The organism is Paenibacillus sp. 1-8 (assembly GCF_056316205.1).
This window is the reverse complement of record NZ_CM149995.1, coordinates 4,551,073-4,568,126: the sequence shown is the minus strand read 5'-3', so window position 1 is coordinate 4,568,126 and position 17,054 is coordinate 4,551,073. Positions and strand designations below refer to the sequence as shown.

Annotated in this window: 15 protein-coding genes; 8 read left to right on the top strand and 7 right to left on the bottom strand. The window is 46.2% G+C overall.

Features of this window, described 5'->3' with window-relative positions; all coding sequences use genetic code 11:
* Window positions 1-13: 13 nt before the first annotated feature.
* A complete protein-coding gene (locus tag AC0WRU_RS21120) occupies window positions 14-985 on the bottom strand; it encodes a ring-cleaving dioxygenase (RefSeq protein WP_025686125.1) in 972 nt (323 codons plus the stop codon).
* Between the two features lie 238 nt (window positions 986-1,223).
* On the opposite strand from AC0WRU_RS21120, the gene AC0WRU_RS21115 reads away from it, so the two are divergent.
* The gene (locus AC0WRU_RS21115; RefSeq protein ID WP_476126205.1) at window positions 1,224-1,754 is read left to right on the top strand and encodes a GNAT family N-acetyltransferase; all 531 of its coding nucleotides are present in this window, start codon (window positions 1,224-1,226) and stop codon (window positions 1,752-1,754) included.
* 69 nt (window positions 1,755-1,823) lie between these two features.
* On the opposite strand, the gene AC0WRU_RS21110 is transcribed toward AC0WRU_RS21115, so the two are convergent.
* The 4 genes from AC0WRU_RS21110 to AC0WRU_RS21095 form a co-directional block, all read right to left on the bottom strand.
* Complete coding sequence (locus tag AC0WRU_RS21110; RefSeq protein ID WP_476126204.1) at window positions 1,824-4,364, bottom strand: ABC transporter permease; 2,541 nt, start codon at window positions 4,362-4,364, stop codon at window positions 1,824-1,826.
* Window positions 4,361-5,038 carry an ABC transporter ATP-binding protein gene (locus AC0WRU_RS21105; RefSeq protein WP_476126203.1) on the bottom strand — a complete coding sequence of 226 codons (678 nt, stop codon included), beginning with the start codon at window positions 5,036-5,038 and terminating at the stop codon, window positions 4,361-4,363. The genes AC0WRU_RS21110 and AC0WRU_RS21105 overlap by 4 nt, the downstream gene beginning before the upstream one ends.
* Before the next feature lie 109 nt (window positions 5,039-5,147).
* Complete coding sequence (locus AC0WRU_RS21100; protein ID WP_476128694.1) at window positions 5,148-6,065, bottom strand: sensor histidine kinase; 918 nt, start codon at window positions 6,063-6,065, stop codon at window positions 5,148-5,150.
* Window positions 6,062-6,739, bottom strand: a complete 678-nt coding sequence (locus AC0WRU_RS21095) for a response regulator transcription factor (protein WP_476126202.1) — start codon at window positions 6,737-6,739, stop codon at window positions 6,062-6,064. The genes AC0WRU_RS21100 and AC0WRU_RS21095 overlap by 4 nt, the downstream gene beginning before the upstream one ends.
* 475 nt (window positions 6,740-7,214) lie before the next feature.
* On the opposite strand from AC0WRU_RS21095, the gene AC0WRU_RS21090 reads away from it, so the two are divergent.
* Both AC0WRU_RS21090 and AC0WRU_RS21085 read left to right on the top strand, forming a co-directional pair.
* A complete protein-coding gene (locus tag AC0WRU_RS21090) occupies window positions 7,215-8,126 on the top strand; it encodes an aldo/keto reductase (protein ID WP_476126201.1) in 912 nt (303 codons plus the stop codon).
* A 208-nt stretch (window positions 8,127-8,334) separates the two neighbouring features.
* Window positions 8,335-8,661, top strand: a complete 327-nt coding sequence (locus AC0WRU_RS21085; protein ID WP_025684125.1) for a thioredoxin family protein — start codon at window positions 8,335-8,337, stop codon at window positions 8,659-8,661.
* A 186-nt stretch (window positions 8,662-8,847) separates the two neighbouring features.
* Here AC0WRU_RS21085 and bacA read toward each other — a convergent pair whose 3' ends face one another.
* The gene (gene bacA, locus AC0WRU_RS21080) at window positions 8,848-9,645 is read right to left on the bottom strand and encodes an undecaprenyl-diphosphate phosphatase (RefSeq protein ID WP_476126200.1); all 798 of its coding nucleotides are present in this window, start codon (window positions 9,643-9,645) and stop codon (window positions 8,848-8,850) included.
* Window positions 9,646-9,773: 128 nt separating this feature from the next.
* The gene (locus AC0WRU_RS21075; protein ID WP_476126199.1) at window positions 9,774-11,144 is read right to left on the bottom strand and encodes a hemolysin family protein; all 1,371 of its coding nucleotides are present in this window, start codon (window positions 11,142-11,144) and stop codon (window positions 9,774-9,776) included.
* Between the two features lie 223 nt (window positions 11,145-11,367).
* On the opposite strand from AC0WRU_RS21075, the gene AC0WRU_RS21070 reads away from it, so the two are divergent.
* The 5 genes from AC0WRU_RS21070 to AC0WRU_RS21050 all read left to right on the top strand — a co-directional run bounded on the left by AC0WRU_RS21070 (window position 11,368) and on the right by AC0WRU_RS21050 (window position 16,749).
* Complete coding sequence (locus AC0WRU_RS21070) at window positions 11,368-12,168, top strand: DUF1836 domain-containing protein (protein WP_476126198.1); 801 nt, start codon at window positions 11,368-11,370, stop codon at window positions 12,166-12,168.
* Window positions 12,169-12,369: 201 nt separating this feature from the next.
* Window positions 12,370-13,311, top strand: coding sequence for a glycosyltransferase family 2 protein (locus AC0WRU_RS21065; protein ID WP_044644529.1), 942 nt, complete (start codon window positions 12,370-12,372; stop codon window positions 13,309-13,311).
* A gap of 83 nt (window positions 13,312-13,394) precedes the next feature.
* Window positions 13,395-14,348, top strand: coding sequence for a glycosyltransferase family 2 protein (locus AC0WRU_RS21060; RefSeq protein WP_476128693.1), 954 nt, complete (start codon window positions 13,395-13,397; stop codon window positions 14,346-14,348).
* Between the two features lie 72 nt (window positions 14,349-14,420).
* Window positions 14,421-15,800 (top strand): lipopolysaccharide biosynthesis protein, encoded by a 1,380-nt coding sequence (locus tag AC0WRU_RS21055; RefSeq protein WP_476126197.1) that lies wholly within the window; start codon window positions 14,421-14,423, stop codon window positions 15,798-15,800.
* Entirely contained in the window at window positions 15,775-16,749 is a 975-nt protein-coding gene (locus tag AC0WRU_RS21050) for a polysaccharide pyruvyl transferase family protein (protein ID WP_476126196.1), read from the top strand. The genes AC0WRU_RS21055 and AC0WRU_RS21050 overlap by 26 nt, the downstream gene beginning before the upstream one ends.
* Window positions 16,750-17,054: the final 305 nt, after the last annotated feature.

Here is a 17,054-nt window from a genome sequence, read left to right as displayed (position 1 = left end):
TAATATAACTCTATTAAATCTTGGTGTTCAGCGGTTTGAGGTTGGCTTCAATGGAGGCGCGGCGCGATTCCAAAAATGGCGGTAACGCCAGCGATTCACCCAGAAACTCCAGTTCTTCATCCGTATCAAAGCCGGGTCCGTCGGTCGCCAATTCAAACAAAATGCCGTTCGGCTCGCGGAAATACAATGAACGGAAGTAAAAGCGATCCACGAACCCTGAGCTGGAAATTTGCAGTTGGTTAATACGTTCCACCCACTGTCTAAGCTCTTCCTCTGTCGCAACACGGAAGGCTACATGATGCACACTGCCGCGTCCTGGGCGTTCTTGTGGAAGATCGTTACGTTCTTCCAGATGAACCTCGGTCCCGGTTCCACCTTCGCCGGTTTCATAGATGACCACATCCGGTTGTCCAGCAACGGGGGAAGGATAGGAGCCCTTTTTGCGGAAGCCCATCACCTGCTCCAGAATAAGGATCGTGTTCTCCGCTTTTGGAATGGTCAGATGAACCGGGCCAAGTCCGACGATGCCGTATTCAGCAGGGACAGGACTTTTCTCCCAAGGCGTACCGCCCCGCACTCCGTTGTCATGCTCATCCGAAACCAGAAAGAAGCGCTGTCCCTCAAAATCCTCAAACGAAAGCGCCAAACGTCCCGCTTGATCCGTAATTTCACCATGCTTTACATCCAATTGTTCGAAACGGTTTTTCCAGTAATCCAGTGCCTTGTCATTCGGTACCCGCAGAGAGAGCGCCGAAATGCTGTTATTCCCCGTACGAGTTTGCCCCGCATGTGGGATTTCAAAGAAAGTGACTTCGGTACCAGCCGTTCCGCGCTCATCTCCATAAAAGAGGTGATAAACGCTCACATCATCCTGATTCACCGTTTTCTTAATGAGTCGAAGACCCATTACCTGAGTATAAAAATCAACATTCTTAGCCGCCGCCGCCGTAATCGCCGAAACGTGATGCAATCCTAACAGTTTCATGTCATTGTCCTCCTTGGTTTTATATGATTAGCATGTAAAAGCGAAATGAACAGTAGTAAACGTTGCTTAATATTTATTGTCTTGATATTAAGATATATGATTTTGGAGCGATTGTCAACTCAAATTACGTATCCTGGCTTCAAGAACTGTAGGGGAAAAGAAATACAAAATGATGCATAATCATGTAAAATAAATACTTAAAGGGAGATTGGGAATTTATTTAAAAGGAGTGTGTTCGTTGTATACGAATAAGGATTTAACCATTAGGCCCGTTACAGAAGAAGACTTACAGGCTCTTTGGACGTTAACTTATAAAGAAGAAGCACCGGAATGGAAGCAGTGGGATGCACCTTATTATGAACATAAGACACTTTCTTTTGATGATTATTTAAAAGATAAGGAAAAACGAGTCGAACAAGATGACTTTTGGCTAATTGAAGTGGAAGGTAAGATCATTGGATCGGTTAGCTACTACTGGGAACATCAGCCTTCATATTGGCTTGAAATGGGAATTGGTATTTTTGATCCGCAGTATTGGAGCGGTGGGTTTGGTACCAGAGCCTTGCGGCTGTGGATTACGCATTTGTTTCATACATTACCCTTGGTAAGAGTAGGCTTTACAACTTGGTCAGGAAACTATCGGATGGTAAGAGTTGGGGAAAAGCTGGGAATGACCTTGGAGGCAAGGCTTCGAAAGTGCAGATATTATAATGGACAGTATTATGATTCGATCCGAATGGGGCTTTTGCGGGAAGAGTGGAATTTGTGAAATAGACCGACCCAATTTAGGGCGGTCTATTTTATTACATGTAAAACAGACCTGCATTCAATCGCAAATCTACTCTGACTCCCGAAGCCGCTCCACGATACTCTGTTTGTCGTTCAAAGAATAGACTGCCAGTGGAATGAATATCCCGAGCACAAGCAGAAAAGGCAATAAGGCTACAAGTGGCCATATTATAAAGTGATAGCTCAAAAACCACATCATACTGCTTAGGGGTTTCACAATTGAAATAGAAAATATGATCCCTAATAAAATGGAGAATAGGGCGGTGCCGAGAACATAATATAGCCCTTCATAGATCAGCATACCCCGCAATTGCTTTTTGGTCATGCCAATGCTTTGCAGCATGGCAAACTCCTGACGTCGGGTCAATATACTCGTCAGAATTGCGTTTACAAAGTTGAGAATACCAATCAGGCCGATAATCAGACTGAGCGTGCCCCCGATCATCATGATGGTGTTTTGCATACCGGAGAACTCATTCATTGAAGTAAATTTGGATGTGTAGTTCATTACCGGCTCTGTAGTTTCGGTGTAACTTTTTAAAAAGCTCTCCATGGCCTCTTCCTGATCAGGGGATACATTAAAGGCATAGCTCATCACAGCAGGCTGCTCCGCAAGCGGCTTGTAAATATTCGCCGGAAGATAAAAGTTATACTTATCTGAAAGGCGATCAGAATTGGTCGCATATTTAATTGCAACATGACCAAGCACTGTGAATTCATGCGTAGTATACTCTTTATCCAGCGGAGCTTCTGCTGCTCCCATATAACTGTGAAGCGTGACCTTTTCACCTACCTTATAAAGAGCTTCTTCCATATGGGGGATGTCATTGTCATCTAAATCTAACCCTTCCAATATATATTTACCGGAAGCTAGCTTTTCAAAATCAAGCTCACCGTCTAGCAATTGCAAATGGTGCAGTGGTAAATCTTCCAGCCCATACACTGTCGCCATGAAGTTGCCGCGAGAGTCAGTCACGTCGTCCTCATTGGTGTCTTTTCCATTCTCGACAGTAAGCACTAATTTGCCGCCGTACAAGCGACCGCCCTCTTCAAAGCCGGGCAGTATCTGTACAGCCTGAATAAAACTCTCGGAGGTCTCATTTTCAGGGCCTCTAAAATAGGGGCTATGAAAATATTCAGCATGAGCAATGAGAAAGTCAGTGTCATTGAATTTGGATACAAACTTATTCATATCAATGCTCTGAGACAGGGTGAACGCCGTGTTAAGAAGTACAAGGCTCAACGAAAGACTGATGACTACCAACACGGTACGCTTTGTATTGCGCCCCAAGTTGGAGCGAGCCATGTGGATCATTTTAGCGCCTTCGGTGGATTTTTTCAGCTTACGGCTGCCCTTGGTATTTCCGTCTGTGTATCTTACTGCCTCAACCGGCGAAACAGCTGCCGCAATCCTGCCTGGTTTAAAGGTGCTAATGATTACGGTAATGACCGCGAACAAAGCCGATCCTATAAAAATCCACGGGTTGGGAGATACCGATACCTCGGTACCAGCAAAAGCAGTGTGGTTCATAAGAAGTGGTATAAGTGCTTTACCGACAAAAAAACCTGCTATTAATCCAAACGGGATTCCTATCACTGAAAGAACTAACGCCTGTCTGCGAATGATCCGGCGGATCTGCTTGCCGCTTGTGCCGATCGTCTTTAAAAGACCATAAAAACGAATATCTCGCATCACCGATATTTGAAAAATGTTATAGATGATCAAATAGCCGGTAAATACGATCAGTATCAGGGCGGAAGTAAGTGCCATGATTGTTCCCGCATCCATACTAAAATTGGTCGAGATATATGACCAGTTTACATTATTTGCAATGTAGTTCGGTGCATTTTTGTCAAGGGAATATCCGCTTTCCGTAATAACTTTGTTGAGTTTTCCTTGCAAATCCAAGCTATTGTCGAACATCATGTTCGCACTAATGGTACCGGTATAAAAGTGATCTTTTTTATAGGAGCTTTGTAATTCCTTGGCATGAGCATCCACATAGGATCTGGAGGCCAATATTTGTCCTGCGTTAAACACAGGATCGCTTTTCCACCAGCCGGATAGGATAAAATCACGCTGTACTTCTTTACCTCGTATGTCAAGCTTTAGTCTCAAGGGTGCTCCAACCTCCAGTGGAACACCCAGTAGCTGTAACGTCTTGGAGTCTGCAATCACTTCGTTTTTCGCCGCAGGCTTGTGCCCCTCTTTAAGCTCAATAAAACCAAGCTTCATCCCTACATCGTCGTAATACCAGAACTCCGTCTGGCGTTTTAGAAATTTATCGTTCATAACTCGATCGCTTAATATACGGTTATAAGTTATTTCCTTGATCAACGGATGATCCTTGACATGATTAAATTCGTCATCCGTTATATATTTAAGTACGGCATGTCCATCTCCACCGGCCTGGCGCATGGTCGCCCGTTGTAAGCTTTCCACAGCGCCAAGCCCCATAGTGAACAGTGTTGTAAATAGCAATGAGGTTAGTGCTATGGCAACAATAGCAAAGAGGTTACGGGCTTTGTTTACTTTGAAGCTCTTATCTGCCAGCTTGCGGATTACTTTTTTGTTCTTTACCTTGATCATTTACCTTCACCGCCGACCATTTTACCGTCTTCAATTCGGATGATCCGGTCTGCCATTTGCGCAATTTCCTCGTTGTGGGTAATCATCACTATCGTTTGGCGGAACTGCTGGCTGGATACTTTGATCAGTCCCATCACATCCAGACTCGTTTTACTGTCCAGGTTTCCGGTGGGTTCATCTGCTAAAACAATCGCGGGTTTCGCTGCTAGCGCTCTGGCAATGGCTACACGCTGCTGCTGGCCTCCCGAAAGATGGTTGGGCAGATTATTCAACTTTTGGTCAAGACCCAAGGTATGTACAATTTTATCTATGTGGGTTTTGTCCGGCTCTTTACCATCCAGTTCAATAGGAAGCACAATATTTTCGTAGACATTCAAGACAGGCACCAGGTTGTAATTTTGAAAAACGAAGCCAATCTTTCGTCTGCGAAAAATAGTCAATTCTTCGTCCTTCAATGTAAAAATATCTTTGCCGTCAATTGTAACATTTCCGCTTGTTGGACGATCAAGTCCACCCAGCATATGAAGAAGGGTAGATTTGCCGCTCCCGGACGTACCGACAATGGCGACAAATTCACCGCTTTCCACCTCTAGGTTCACGCCTTCTAAGGCATGAACAGCAGTATCACCATTACCGTAATGCTTCTTTAATGCCTGAATTTTCAATAGAGCCATATACGTTCTCCTCCACAAAAAAAATGTCTGGATCGTAGTCATCTACAGTACAGACATTAACACACTAATCTTTCTACAATCTTTCTGAAATCTAACAGTATTGAAAGAATTAAGTGTCTATAGAAAGAAAAATAGAGAAGGTAGAACCACTGCCGTAGTGTGACCGTACCTTGATGTAACCACCCTCCGCAGCGATGATTTCTCTAGCTAAAAACAGTCCAATACCTACACCCTCCTGCGAGTTAACAGTGGGGGAGCGATAGAAGCGGGTAAAGATCTTCCCTTGTTCTTCTTCTGCAATCCCTATGCCGTTGTCGGTAATATCAATTCGGCAAAACAAATCGTATGCCATCACTTTTATATTCATGCTTCCGCCTGTCTCTGTATATTTTATGGCGTTATCCATAATGTTATAGACAGCCTCATTCGTCCACTTTAGGTCAAAATAAGCATGGATGACTGTATCCTCCATAACAACTGAGATCCCTTTGGCATCTGCTTTTGGCATAATTTGCTCCAGTGCAGCATTAAGCAGCTTTTGAACAGATTCCCGCCTTGGCGATACTGTGATAATCCCCGTTTCAAGGCGCGAAGTTTTCACTAATGCATGGATCAGGAAGTTAAGCTTTTCGGCCTGTGCAGAGAGAGCTTGCACACAAGTGGAGGTATCTTGCGGTAGTTCGTATTCGCTAAGTAGTTGTGAATAAAGCAGGATGTTGGCCACTGGTGTTTTCGTTTGGTGTGAAATATCGGAAATCAGCTCATTTATTTTATTCTTTTCAGTAAGCAGATTTTTGGAAGACACGGAGCAAATAGAAAGAAATTTCGCAAATTTCGCTTCTATTGCTGATAGAACGGATTCATCAAAGACATCCTCTGAGAAGCTGCCGTTTATCGCGGTATCCAGCATGTTCTCAATAGTTTTCATTGTTTTTTGGATGCTCCTGCGATACAGCATAATAGCACACACAGCGGTGCATACAGCAACAACGGCAATTCCAATACATATATATAGGAGTGTTGTCATTTCAACGCCCATGTGTAGCCCAGCCCATAAACCGTTTTAATATATTGTGGGGAGGAAGGATGATCCTCCAATTTATCCCGTAGCCTTTTTATCGTAACCGACAAGGCATTTTCACCTACATACTCAGCTCCGTCAATCCAGATACTGTCTATCAAATGATCACGCGAAACGGTATTTCTTCGATTGTTGATTAGGATGCGCAACAATTTTTGCTCCGTTTTACTTAGTTCAATAGGTGTACCATTTTTAATAAATTCCATCCTCTCGAATGAAAAAGAAAAATTGTCTAGCTGAATGGAGTCTGCAAACGAGTATCTGGATTTCTTTAGCTGAACACCAACTCTTGCTCTCAGTACCATAAGACTGAAGGGTTTGGTGATATAGTCGTCAGCACCCAGCTCAAAACCAGTGACGACATCTGTTTCCATATCATTCGCAGTCAGAACGATGACGGGTATAGTTGTTTTTTTTCGTATATCTGTTAAAAGATCAAGCCCGTTCCCATCTGGTAAATTAATATCAAGGATGATTAAATCAAAAGCAGTGATGTTCAATTGTTCTTTTGCAGCAGCAATGTCATACGTTTGCACAAATACGTTGTTAGGTTCTTTAAGAGCAAGAACAATACCATTACTCAATGCGATATCATCCTCGACAATTAATATATAATTCATTATTTACCTCCTGTTTTTTGATAAGCGTTCGACTAGGATCGGTTTTTTAGAAAGCAGCGAAAGTAAAACGTTAAAGAGGATTATAGGAATATCCTATTTCCAGTTTACAGGATATTGCTCTTAATTGCTCAATGTCTACCTGGACTGTTCGGAAACTCTTCATAAAAAGAGTGAAGGTATTACTGAAATAATAAAAAGCTGGCATCCTATTCTAAAAAAAGGCTGATTTTTACAATAGGGAAGTCTAGGGTTATTTCAATGGTATTTTAGGAGAACATACCTGTCATTACGCGCTGCCTCGACGATTAAAAAAGATCGCAGCCTTCATTCTGACAGGTGGCTCCATTGCTTTTGCAACCGTTATTTTTCAGACGGTTAGAATACTTGGGGTTGTTTTTTTTGTATACTTTTTTCGTATAATAGAGAAATATTAAAAATTTAAAGTTATACGTTATTGGAAGTGAGGGGAGCATAAATGAAGAAAAATCGTCTGGGGTCTTCGGATTTGCTGGTAGGCGAGATTGGCTTGGGCTGTATGTCGGTCGGTACGGAGGAACAGCAAGGTGTCTACCTGATCCATGAAGCGCTGGATCGGGGCGTGAACCTGCTGGATACAGCGGATTTGTACCAACACGGGCGTAATGAGGAAATTGTGGGTGCAGCGATCCGTGGACGGCGACAAGATGTCGTTTTGGCGACCAAGGTCGGTAATCGGCGTATCCCGGGCCAAGAGGGCGGGGGATGGGACCCGTCCAAGGAATATATTCTGTCTGCAGTCAAAGAAAGCCTGCGTCGCCTGGGAACGGACTATATCGACCTGTATCAGCTTCACGGTGGGACGATTGACGATCCCATCGACGAAACGATTGAGGCTTTTGAACAGCTCAAAAGAGAGGGGGTCATCCGTTATTATGGCATTTCCTCGATTCGTCCTCACGTCATCCGTGAATATGTCGAGCGCTCGAATATCGTCAGCGTCATGAATCAATATAGCTTGCTGGACCGTCGGGCAGAGGAAGAGGTACTGTCATTACTTCAGGAGCGGGGAATCAGCGTCATTGCACGCGGGCCTGTCGCCAGCGGCGTATTGACCGACGAAGGAGAAGGCAAGGTAGCCAAGGGCTATCTGGACTACGAAGAGGCAGAGCTGCTGGACATACGTAAGCAACTGAAGGCATTTACGGGTACAGAGCGCAGCATGGGGCAGACGGCAATCCGTTATAGCCTGTCTCACCCGGCTGTCGCTGCTGTCATTCCGGGTGCAAGCTCACTGGGGCAATTGGAGCATAATATCGCAGTAGCCAGTATTCCGCCGTTATCCAGGCAGGAGCGGGAAGCGCTACAGCAAATGAGCCGGGCCAACCGCTATGATGCGCAATACCGCTGATATGAGTACAGGTAGGGCAGAGGGGAATCTTTGTCACACGGTCGGAAATGCGATTTGCCAGCCGATAAATTGGGTCATACTTTCGAACGTGTACTCGCTATAGTTGCAATATATGAAAGAATCATTACAATATAAGAATAGGCTTAGGTTTATAATCCATATTTGAGTATGGAGACGTTCAAAAATATACACTAGGAGGAATCAACAAATGGAACGTATCGAATCACAGCAGCAGTATCAGGATTTGATTAATGGTGACGGCTTGACTGTCGTAAAATTTGATGCAACCTGGTGTCCGGATTGCAAGACACTGGACAAATTCATGGGTGGCATTATTGAGGAAAATGCGGATAAGCGTTTCTTTGCGCTTGATGCTGAGAAATTCCAGCCGATTGCCGAAGAAAATCAGGTACGCGGTATTCCGAGTCTGCTCGTTTTCCGTAACGGCGAAAAAATTGCTCATTTGCACAGCAAATATGCCAAGACGCCAGCACAAATTTCCGAATACCTGACCACGTTGGAATCAAAACAATAATCGAAACTATAGTCAAAGTCGTACGATTCAAGGGATTGAATCAAACGTATCTTTCATTTCGGTAAAATAGAAAAAGGGATATCCCATGGCTGACGAATCACGCTCATGGGATGTCCCTTTTTTTGTCATACGAAACGAACTCTTGTTGCTGAAAAGCATGAAGGCTTTGCGGCAACAAACAACAGCTTACAAAATAATGAAGAAGAACACAGCCGCCAATACGAAGCGGTAGATGGCGAATGAAGTCAGGCTCAAGCGTTTGAGCAGACCGAGGAACGTTTTGATCGCCAGCATTCCAACGATAAAGGCAGTGATAAAGCCTGCCGCGAACACCGGAAAATCGCTCATAGACAGATGGTCCATGCTTTTGATCATATCAATACCCGATGCGCCCAGCATGACCGGAACAGATACTAAAAATGTAAATTCAGCGGCTGCTGTATGGCTTACACGGGCGAATAGGCCCCCGGACATAGTTGAGCCTGAACGGGAGAAGCCCGGCCATAAAGCCAGGACCTGGAACAAGCCAATCGTAAAAGCCTGCTTATACGTAATGTCATCCACCGTATGCGATTTAATGGGCGGATGGAATTTTTCAGCCGCGATCATTAGCAAGCCTCCGATGATCAGACTGTACAGAACAGTTTGAGGGCCAAACAGGTATTGCTTGATTACATCACGGAATAGCACGCCAATCACACCCGCAGGGATCATGGCCAAAATAATATGTAGCAGGTTCAGGCGCGGCTGGGACGAGATTCTGCGTCTGAAATCAAATAAGCTCAGGAACCTGCGCCAGTACAATACGACAACCGCCAGCACAGCACCCAACTGCACAATAACCTCGAACGTTTTGACTGTATCATTCTCCGTGTTTAACCCGAGAAGATCAGCCGTCAGGATCATATGACCCGTCGAAGAGACCGGCAAAAACTCTGTCAGCCCTTCAATAATGCCCATAATAATAGATGATAAAATATCCACTTTATTAGTTCCTCCTTACACGCGTGCAGGGCAAACGCCCTAAGCCGTTTGCCCTGGAAGTATGTCATTTCAGTAGGAGTGAACGCAAGTGTCAAGTGCACAGTGCAAGCCGCTCAGGTCACAGCGGTTCACTCCCGGGAAGAAGTGTCCGATTCCGCTTCCAATTCAGATACAGGAGATTCATTGTGTAGAATAATCTCCACCCGTCGAATACGATTTTTACCCATTTCACGAATGATAAATTTCACATCATCTTCTATGAATTCCTTGCCCTGTCTCGGTTCCGGAACCCGACTATACACCCACCCTCCGACAGTATCCACGTCCTCATCGTCCAACGTCAAGCCAGTCAGATCACTCAGATCGGAAAGCATCACCTTGCCATCCATCAAATAACTGTTCTCCGTCAATTTCTCGATTTCCTTCCGTTCATCCTTGTCAAATTCGTCTCGGATTTCGCCAACAATTTCCTCCAAAATGTCCTCTATGGTAATCAGACCGGAGGTTCCGCCGTATTCATCGACGAGAAGGGCGATATGAACCTGCTCCTTCTGCATGCGTTTGAGCAGCGTGTTGACGGGTATAACCTCCGGAACGGTCAGGATCGGTTGAATCAGAGTATGGAAATCAAGCTCAGGGTTGCAGTCATACTCAAGGAACAATTGCTTGGTATTAATCATACCGATAATCTGATCCTTGCTCTCTGTCGCCACCGGAAAACGGGTATACTGCTCTTCGTGAATGGTTAGCATGTTTTCTTTCAGCGAGCGATTCGTAAACAAGCATACCATATCTGTACGTGGCACCATAATTTCTTTGGCAACGGTCTCGTCAAAAGCAAAGATACGATTCACGTAGCCATATTCGGTGTTATTGATCTTACCACTTTCCACGCTTTCGGACAAAATGATCTGAATTTCCTCCTGAGAGTGCGCTTCCTCATGCTCGCTTGCCGGTTGAAGACCAAACAAACGAACCAGACGGTTGGCCGAGCCATTCAGGAGCCAGATAAACGGATACATAATCCGGTTAAACCATACGATGACCGGGGAGGTCAACAAGCTTACTGCTTCCGCTTTGCGGATCGCCAGCGTTTTGGGAGCCAGTTCACCGATCACCACGTGCAGGTAAGTTACAATGACAAATGAAATAATAAAGGCCAGGATATGTGAAAATTCTCCATTGATGTTGAGCTGTTGAAAGAGAGGCTCCAGCAATTTGACCACGGTCGGTTCACCGAGCCAGCCGAGTCCCAACGCTGTAATCGTAATACCAAGCTGACAGGCGGACAGGTAGCCGTCTAGATTATTGACGACCTTTTGTAGCGCCAGTGCGTTTTTCCGATTTTCCACGACCAGCTGATCGACCCGGCTGGAACGGATTTTAATAATCGCAAACTCGGTAGCCACGAAGAAAGCACTAAATATAATCAACACCGCGAACAAAAATAGACTGACACCTATACCCATATAATTTTCACTCATCCCTTTTTCGTTCAATTTTTAATGAACTCCATTTTAAGTTCACTTGAACTTATTTTAAGAACTTAAAAGCAAATATACAAGGTGCATATCCAATCATAGCAGGTCACCTGCCTTCAATTTGTACGGAAAATAAGGCAAAACAGAACCCGCACGGCTCATTGCTTTACTTTACAAGCCTAGTTTATGGGCGTATGATGAGTTCAAATGAACTTGAAATGGTTTAAAGGGAGGAAAGCAGATGGAGTCTTTTACCCTCACACGCCGTGATATGGCCCATTTGCTGCTGGCGATGGAAGGTCGCCGCGAATTGCAGCCGTTGGCCGTTCTTCAGGATGCCTGGAGACGCACCCATATCCATTCGGGCCGTCCCGGCAGCACGATGCCGACATTTATGTATACTGAGGTAACGCCTGTGCTGGATAAAATTATCAAGGGCAAACACAGCGCAGCTTTTTCGCTACAGGAAATCGTTTCTCTCGGCCAACTGGTCGAGTATAGCCATGTTTCATTGGCCTCTATGCAGAATTGGGTCAAACGTGACTTCAAGGAATTTCTCGGATCGCCGAAGATCGGTAAAAAATATTCAGTCAACCAGGCTGCACTGCTGCTCATTGTGGAGGATTTGAAATCGTGTCTAGATTTTGAATCCATCCGTCAGCTATTTCATATCCTGTTCCAACAGCCGGAGGATGATACGGATGATCTAATTCAGCCGGTCGATTTGTACGCTGCTTATTCAACCTTGTTTGAGGAGTTGGATGCGAATGGAGATCAGCTGCTGGATGTGGCAGGAGCCAGGCTTGCCAAAGAAAACGGGAATTCCGCTACAGGGCAGCAGCGTCAGGAAGGTGCGACCGAGGAATTGCTGATTCAGGCGGCCGATCAATACACCAGCCGTTTGCAGCATTTGACCCCTAACCAGTGTCAAGCCGTTCGGAATACATTGCTGGTAGCTGCGGTATCGGTGCAAAATAGTTATTTTTTGTCCATGGCACGCAGGTATGTGAATGCGACGTTGTTTCTGGACTTTCGAGGGTAGACAGGATTGGCGCTAGAAGCCGATCCTATTTTTTTGCCCTTTTTCGAGTATTGTCTACCCTTTTGGAGACTGAAAAAGTATACAAAAGAGGTATATACACTCAAACGCTGTCAAAGATACAATAAACATATATCATCCAGCAATTGGAAAAATTTTGAATATCTCTTCCAAAGCATCTGGATACACACAGGAGGTAATGGCATGTCCGATGTCTCCATCATCATTTGTACCCGCAATCGGATCGAAGATCTGACACGCTGTATACAATCTATTGCAGGACAGCAGCAACTGGAGCATACGGCTGTAGAGCTGCTGATTGTGGATGACGGCGATATTTCCGACCAACAGGTCGAGCTGTACCGTGACATGGTATCCGGCTTGCCTCAAGGCGTTTTGAAGTATCATAAAAAAAGTCGTCCCGGCGTTTGGTTGTCCCGCTATGAAGCGTTATCTCTCGTACGGTATGATATCGTGCTGTATTTTGACGATGATGCCGAACTGGACGATAAACTCTATATCCGGCGCTTGCTCGATACCTATGATCAGGATGAAACGATTGTGGGTGTTGGAGGGATTGCAAAGGGACTACATTCGAGCCGGGCAGGGAAGCTGCTGGGCATTTTGACATTTCAGATGTCTCCGTCTCTCGGCAAGCTTTCGCCCAGTAGCCTGGCAGGTTCATTGCTGCGCTGGGGAGAAGCGACGGAGGTTTTTGATACGGAATTTTTTCATGGCTGCAACATGTCATTCCGGCGGGATGCGCTTCGGGATATGAAGCCGTATCCGTGGATGACCAGCTATGCCGTGGCTGACGATTTGTACATGTGCCAGTTGGCGAGCCGTTACGGCAAGCTGGTTATCAATCCCGACTTGACGATCATTCATCACGAATCTTCAAGCTCGCGCGATAAGGCGGGCAAAGTAGCCAAGGCTACAGCGATCAATCACTATTATTTTCTTGCTCTGAAAAAGGCGGGAGCCATCCAGTACGGAGCGCTTTTATGGACCTTGTCCTACCTGATGTTCAAGGAAATACTGCGCCGTAACTTTAATGCCGCAGAAGGATACAAGCAGGGGGTGCTGTTCATTCTGAACCCGCGCAAGCAAAAATATAACGAATATTTAGGCCCGGCGGTTCAGTAATCAGAAATCTGTTGTAAACGTGCAGTCTGCGAAAAGCGGGCAGCTTGTGGCTTCATATATTTTCAGGATAAAGGGGGAGTATGATGTTGAGCTTGTCCATTGCCCTGTGCACCCGAAATCGGGTTGACGATCTGACCCGATGCATCAATTCAATTGCTATTGGTGGGGCACCGGAGGCATGTGAAACCGAGCTGTGGATTATTGATGATGGAGAACTGCCGAGGCATGTGCTGGAACGCTATGAGCGTCAATTGGGCAGAGCGGGGATTACCTACCGATACCATCGCAAGGAGCAGCCGGGCTTATGGCTTTCACGTGTAAAAACGGTGGAGCTGGCGCAGGGCGATATCATTTTGTTCCTTGACGATGATGTTGAGCTGCCGAACAACTATTTGAACGAGCTGATACGCACCTATGAGGCTTATCCGCAGGCCGCTGGTGTCGGTGGCATTGCACAGGGCATGAGCAACAGCTTCATGGGAACCATTCGTTGCCTGCTGTCATTCCAACAGTCCTTGTCCAAAGGAAAGCTGTCCCTCAGCGGTCAGTCCGGCTCGATGTACAACTGGCACAAGGCGAAAAGGACGTTTCGAACCGAGTTTTTCCACGGCTGTAATATGTCGTTTCGTCGTGAGGCGATTCGCAGTCTGGAGCCGGTACCTTGGCTGCAAAGCTATAGCGTAGGGGAAGACCTGTTACTGTCGCGCATTGCCATGAAAAGCGGCCCGCTGTACATTAACCCGGCGCTTACGCTGCTTCACCACGAATCGCCGTCCTCGCGCGACAATATGGAGCAGGTGACTTATATGCGGGTGATGAATCATATTCATCTACTGCGGGACGAGCGATCTGGGCCGATCGGTTATGCAGCGTTGTATTGGACGACACTGTATCAAATTTTGAGAGAGAAGCCCAAGAAAAATTATACTGCCATTCAAGGCTACAGAAAAGCGCTGAAGGCGATCTTTTCAGGTCCGAAGGAGCCTGTTGGCGGAGGTCAGCTACCTGAACGCAATTCCAAAAAAACGGTAGGCTGATGGAGGTGCGGCAGGAGCGCGATGTGAACATAGAGACGAGAGGCTTAATAAGGAACAGGAGTTGGACGTAACATGAGCACATGGACAGCAGCAAGGAAAGCATTCACGGGTGACAGTCTCGCCAAAACGATCATGCGTACGAGCTTTAACAATTTTTTCGTGCTGATCGTCACGACCCTGACTTCCATCCTGACCGCACGTATGCTCGGAGTAGAGGGGAAAGGGGAACTGGCGGCGGTTCTGTTCTGGCCTACGCTGATCGGTAGCGTGCTGAGCTTCGGCTTGCCAACGTCGCTGATTTATAACCTCAAGAAGAAAACAGGCACGACAGAGGAGCTGGTGGCGCTGTCGCTGTGGATTCAGTTGCCTGCCAGCTTGCTGGCGGGAGCTGTAGCGTGGATATGCATGCCGCTGTGGCTGAATGGCTATGGTGCGGATATCGTCCACCTGTCACAGCTCTATTGTGCGGCTGCGATACCGTTGGCGGTGCTTACGGCGCTGACAACAGCATTGTCGCAAGGACTGGATCGGTTTAGCGTATATAACGGCCTGCTGTTTTATTATCCGCTGCTGAACTTCATCGGTCTGGTGACGCTGTGGCTGATGGGGCTGCTCAATGTGCAGCTGGCGGGGGCCGTGAATTTTGCCGCGAGTTTCCTTGCGCTGGTATGGGCGTTCCTTCGTTTGCGCAAGCATATGAATTTACGTACTTTTCGCCCGTTCACCAGCCGCCAGGTGCTCCGTCCTTATTATAGCTATGGAGCGAGAGTCTACGGGATGGAATTGATGGGGACGCTGTCCACACAAACGGACAAAATCGTCATTGTGGCGCTGCTGTCACCCAAAGCGTTCGGCCTGTACTCTGTCGTCTACGCCTTGTCTCGTGTGTTCAATGTGGTGCAAAATGCCGTCACGAATGTAACCTTTCCGAAGGTGACGGGGATGGAGCACAGCAAGATTGTCGAAACGGTTGGACGTGCTTTTCGCATCTCCATGGCTGCAATGCTGATCGTCATCGTGCCTGCTTTGTTCATTGGACGATACATGCTGGGTCTGCTGTATGGCCCCGCTTTTCTGGAAGCATCGCTAACGTTCTACCTGCTGTCACTGGAATGTATCATCGGTGGCGGATCATGGATTTTGGCTTCGGCCTTTAACGCGCTGGGACGTCCGGGGCTGGTACTGTTCCGGCAAATTGTGGCATATGCCATTACCGTTGGGCTGTTCTTTATGTGTACCCCGATCTTCGGTCTGGACGGCATTGCCATTGCTTTGCTTGTAGGCGCTTGTGTACGGTTGGCATTCTCGCTGTTTTCATTCCCGATGTTTTTCGATGTTCCGTTATCACGGATCATTTTTGATAAAAGTGATATCACATTTGTCATTCAGACCATACAAAAGAAGCGCAGGAAGGGAGAACTGAAAGATGCCGAATTCGCATCCCATGGCTAAACTGAAAAATAAGCTGAGCGTCATTCTCGACGTAGTCCCCCAAGGTTCGAATATCATTTATGTCGACTATCCCGTTTATAACAACGGTGGGGATGTACTCATCATGAAAGGCACCGAGGCGTTCTTCAAGGATAACAGTATCCGTGTTCGTGCCCGTTACAGTGCTATGGATATTCCCGATCAGCTTCAAATTCCGGGCGACTGGATTATCGTGTGTCACGGAGGCGGTAATTTCGGCGATTTATATTCAAATCACCAAAATCTGCGGGAACGCATCGTGCGGGATTTTCCGAACCACCGTATTGTAATCATGCCGCAGACGATCCATTTTCAATCTGAGCAGAAGGGGAATGAGATCGCTGCGCTGTTCAATGCTCATCCGGATCTACATATGTTTGTGCGGGATACACGTTCATATCAGTGGGCCAAGGAAAAGCTGAATCAGTGCAGCATCACGCTATGCCCGGACATGGCGCACCAACTCTGGCCGTTGAAGCCGACTACGGAAACGGTCAAGGACGTACTGTACTTCCTGCGTACGGATATTGAAACCGTAGGGGGGCAAAAGCAATTCGACGACGAGGCCGATGCGGCCCACCGTCTGGACTGGGACACTCTGTTCACTCCGCTGGAAGTGAAAGGGATCGTCTACTTCCAGAAGTTTTACCGTCTGGACAAGAAAATCGGCGGTCCGCTGCCTACGCGTACTTTTTGGTACAAGTATACTGACCACCTCATGAACAAAGCGGTTACGCTGTTCAGCTCTTACCGCGAGGTTCGCACCTCACGGCTGCACGGTCATATCCTGGCCTGCCTGCTCGATATGCCGCATGTGGTCATTGATAATTCGTACGGCAAAAACTCGCAATATTATAACACCTGGACACAGCCTAATCCCAAGGCGAAGCTGTTCAGCGATACACCCGATGCACTGGAGCAGCCGTCTTAATAGTAAGAAAAGATACGTATGATTAATTCTAAAGGTATGATAACGGCAAAAATCTCCTGACCATTTCATTGGTATAGGAGATTTTTGCTTGGTGCTGAATTAATAAGGATAGTTAAGAGTTAAGCTTGTGAATAATTAAGGCTATTCATATTTAATGGTATGATCGCTCGTTCTTTCTTGGCTACATGATGATACCCTTAATCAAGAAATCTTTGAAAACTATCCGAAAAGGTATCTTAAGTAAATATATGAGAGGTATATGATTTTATTCTAAAAAATGGTACAATTATGAGCGATAAAACAAA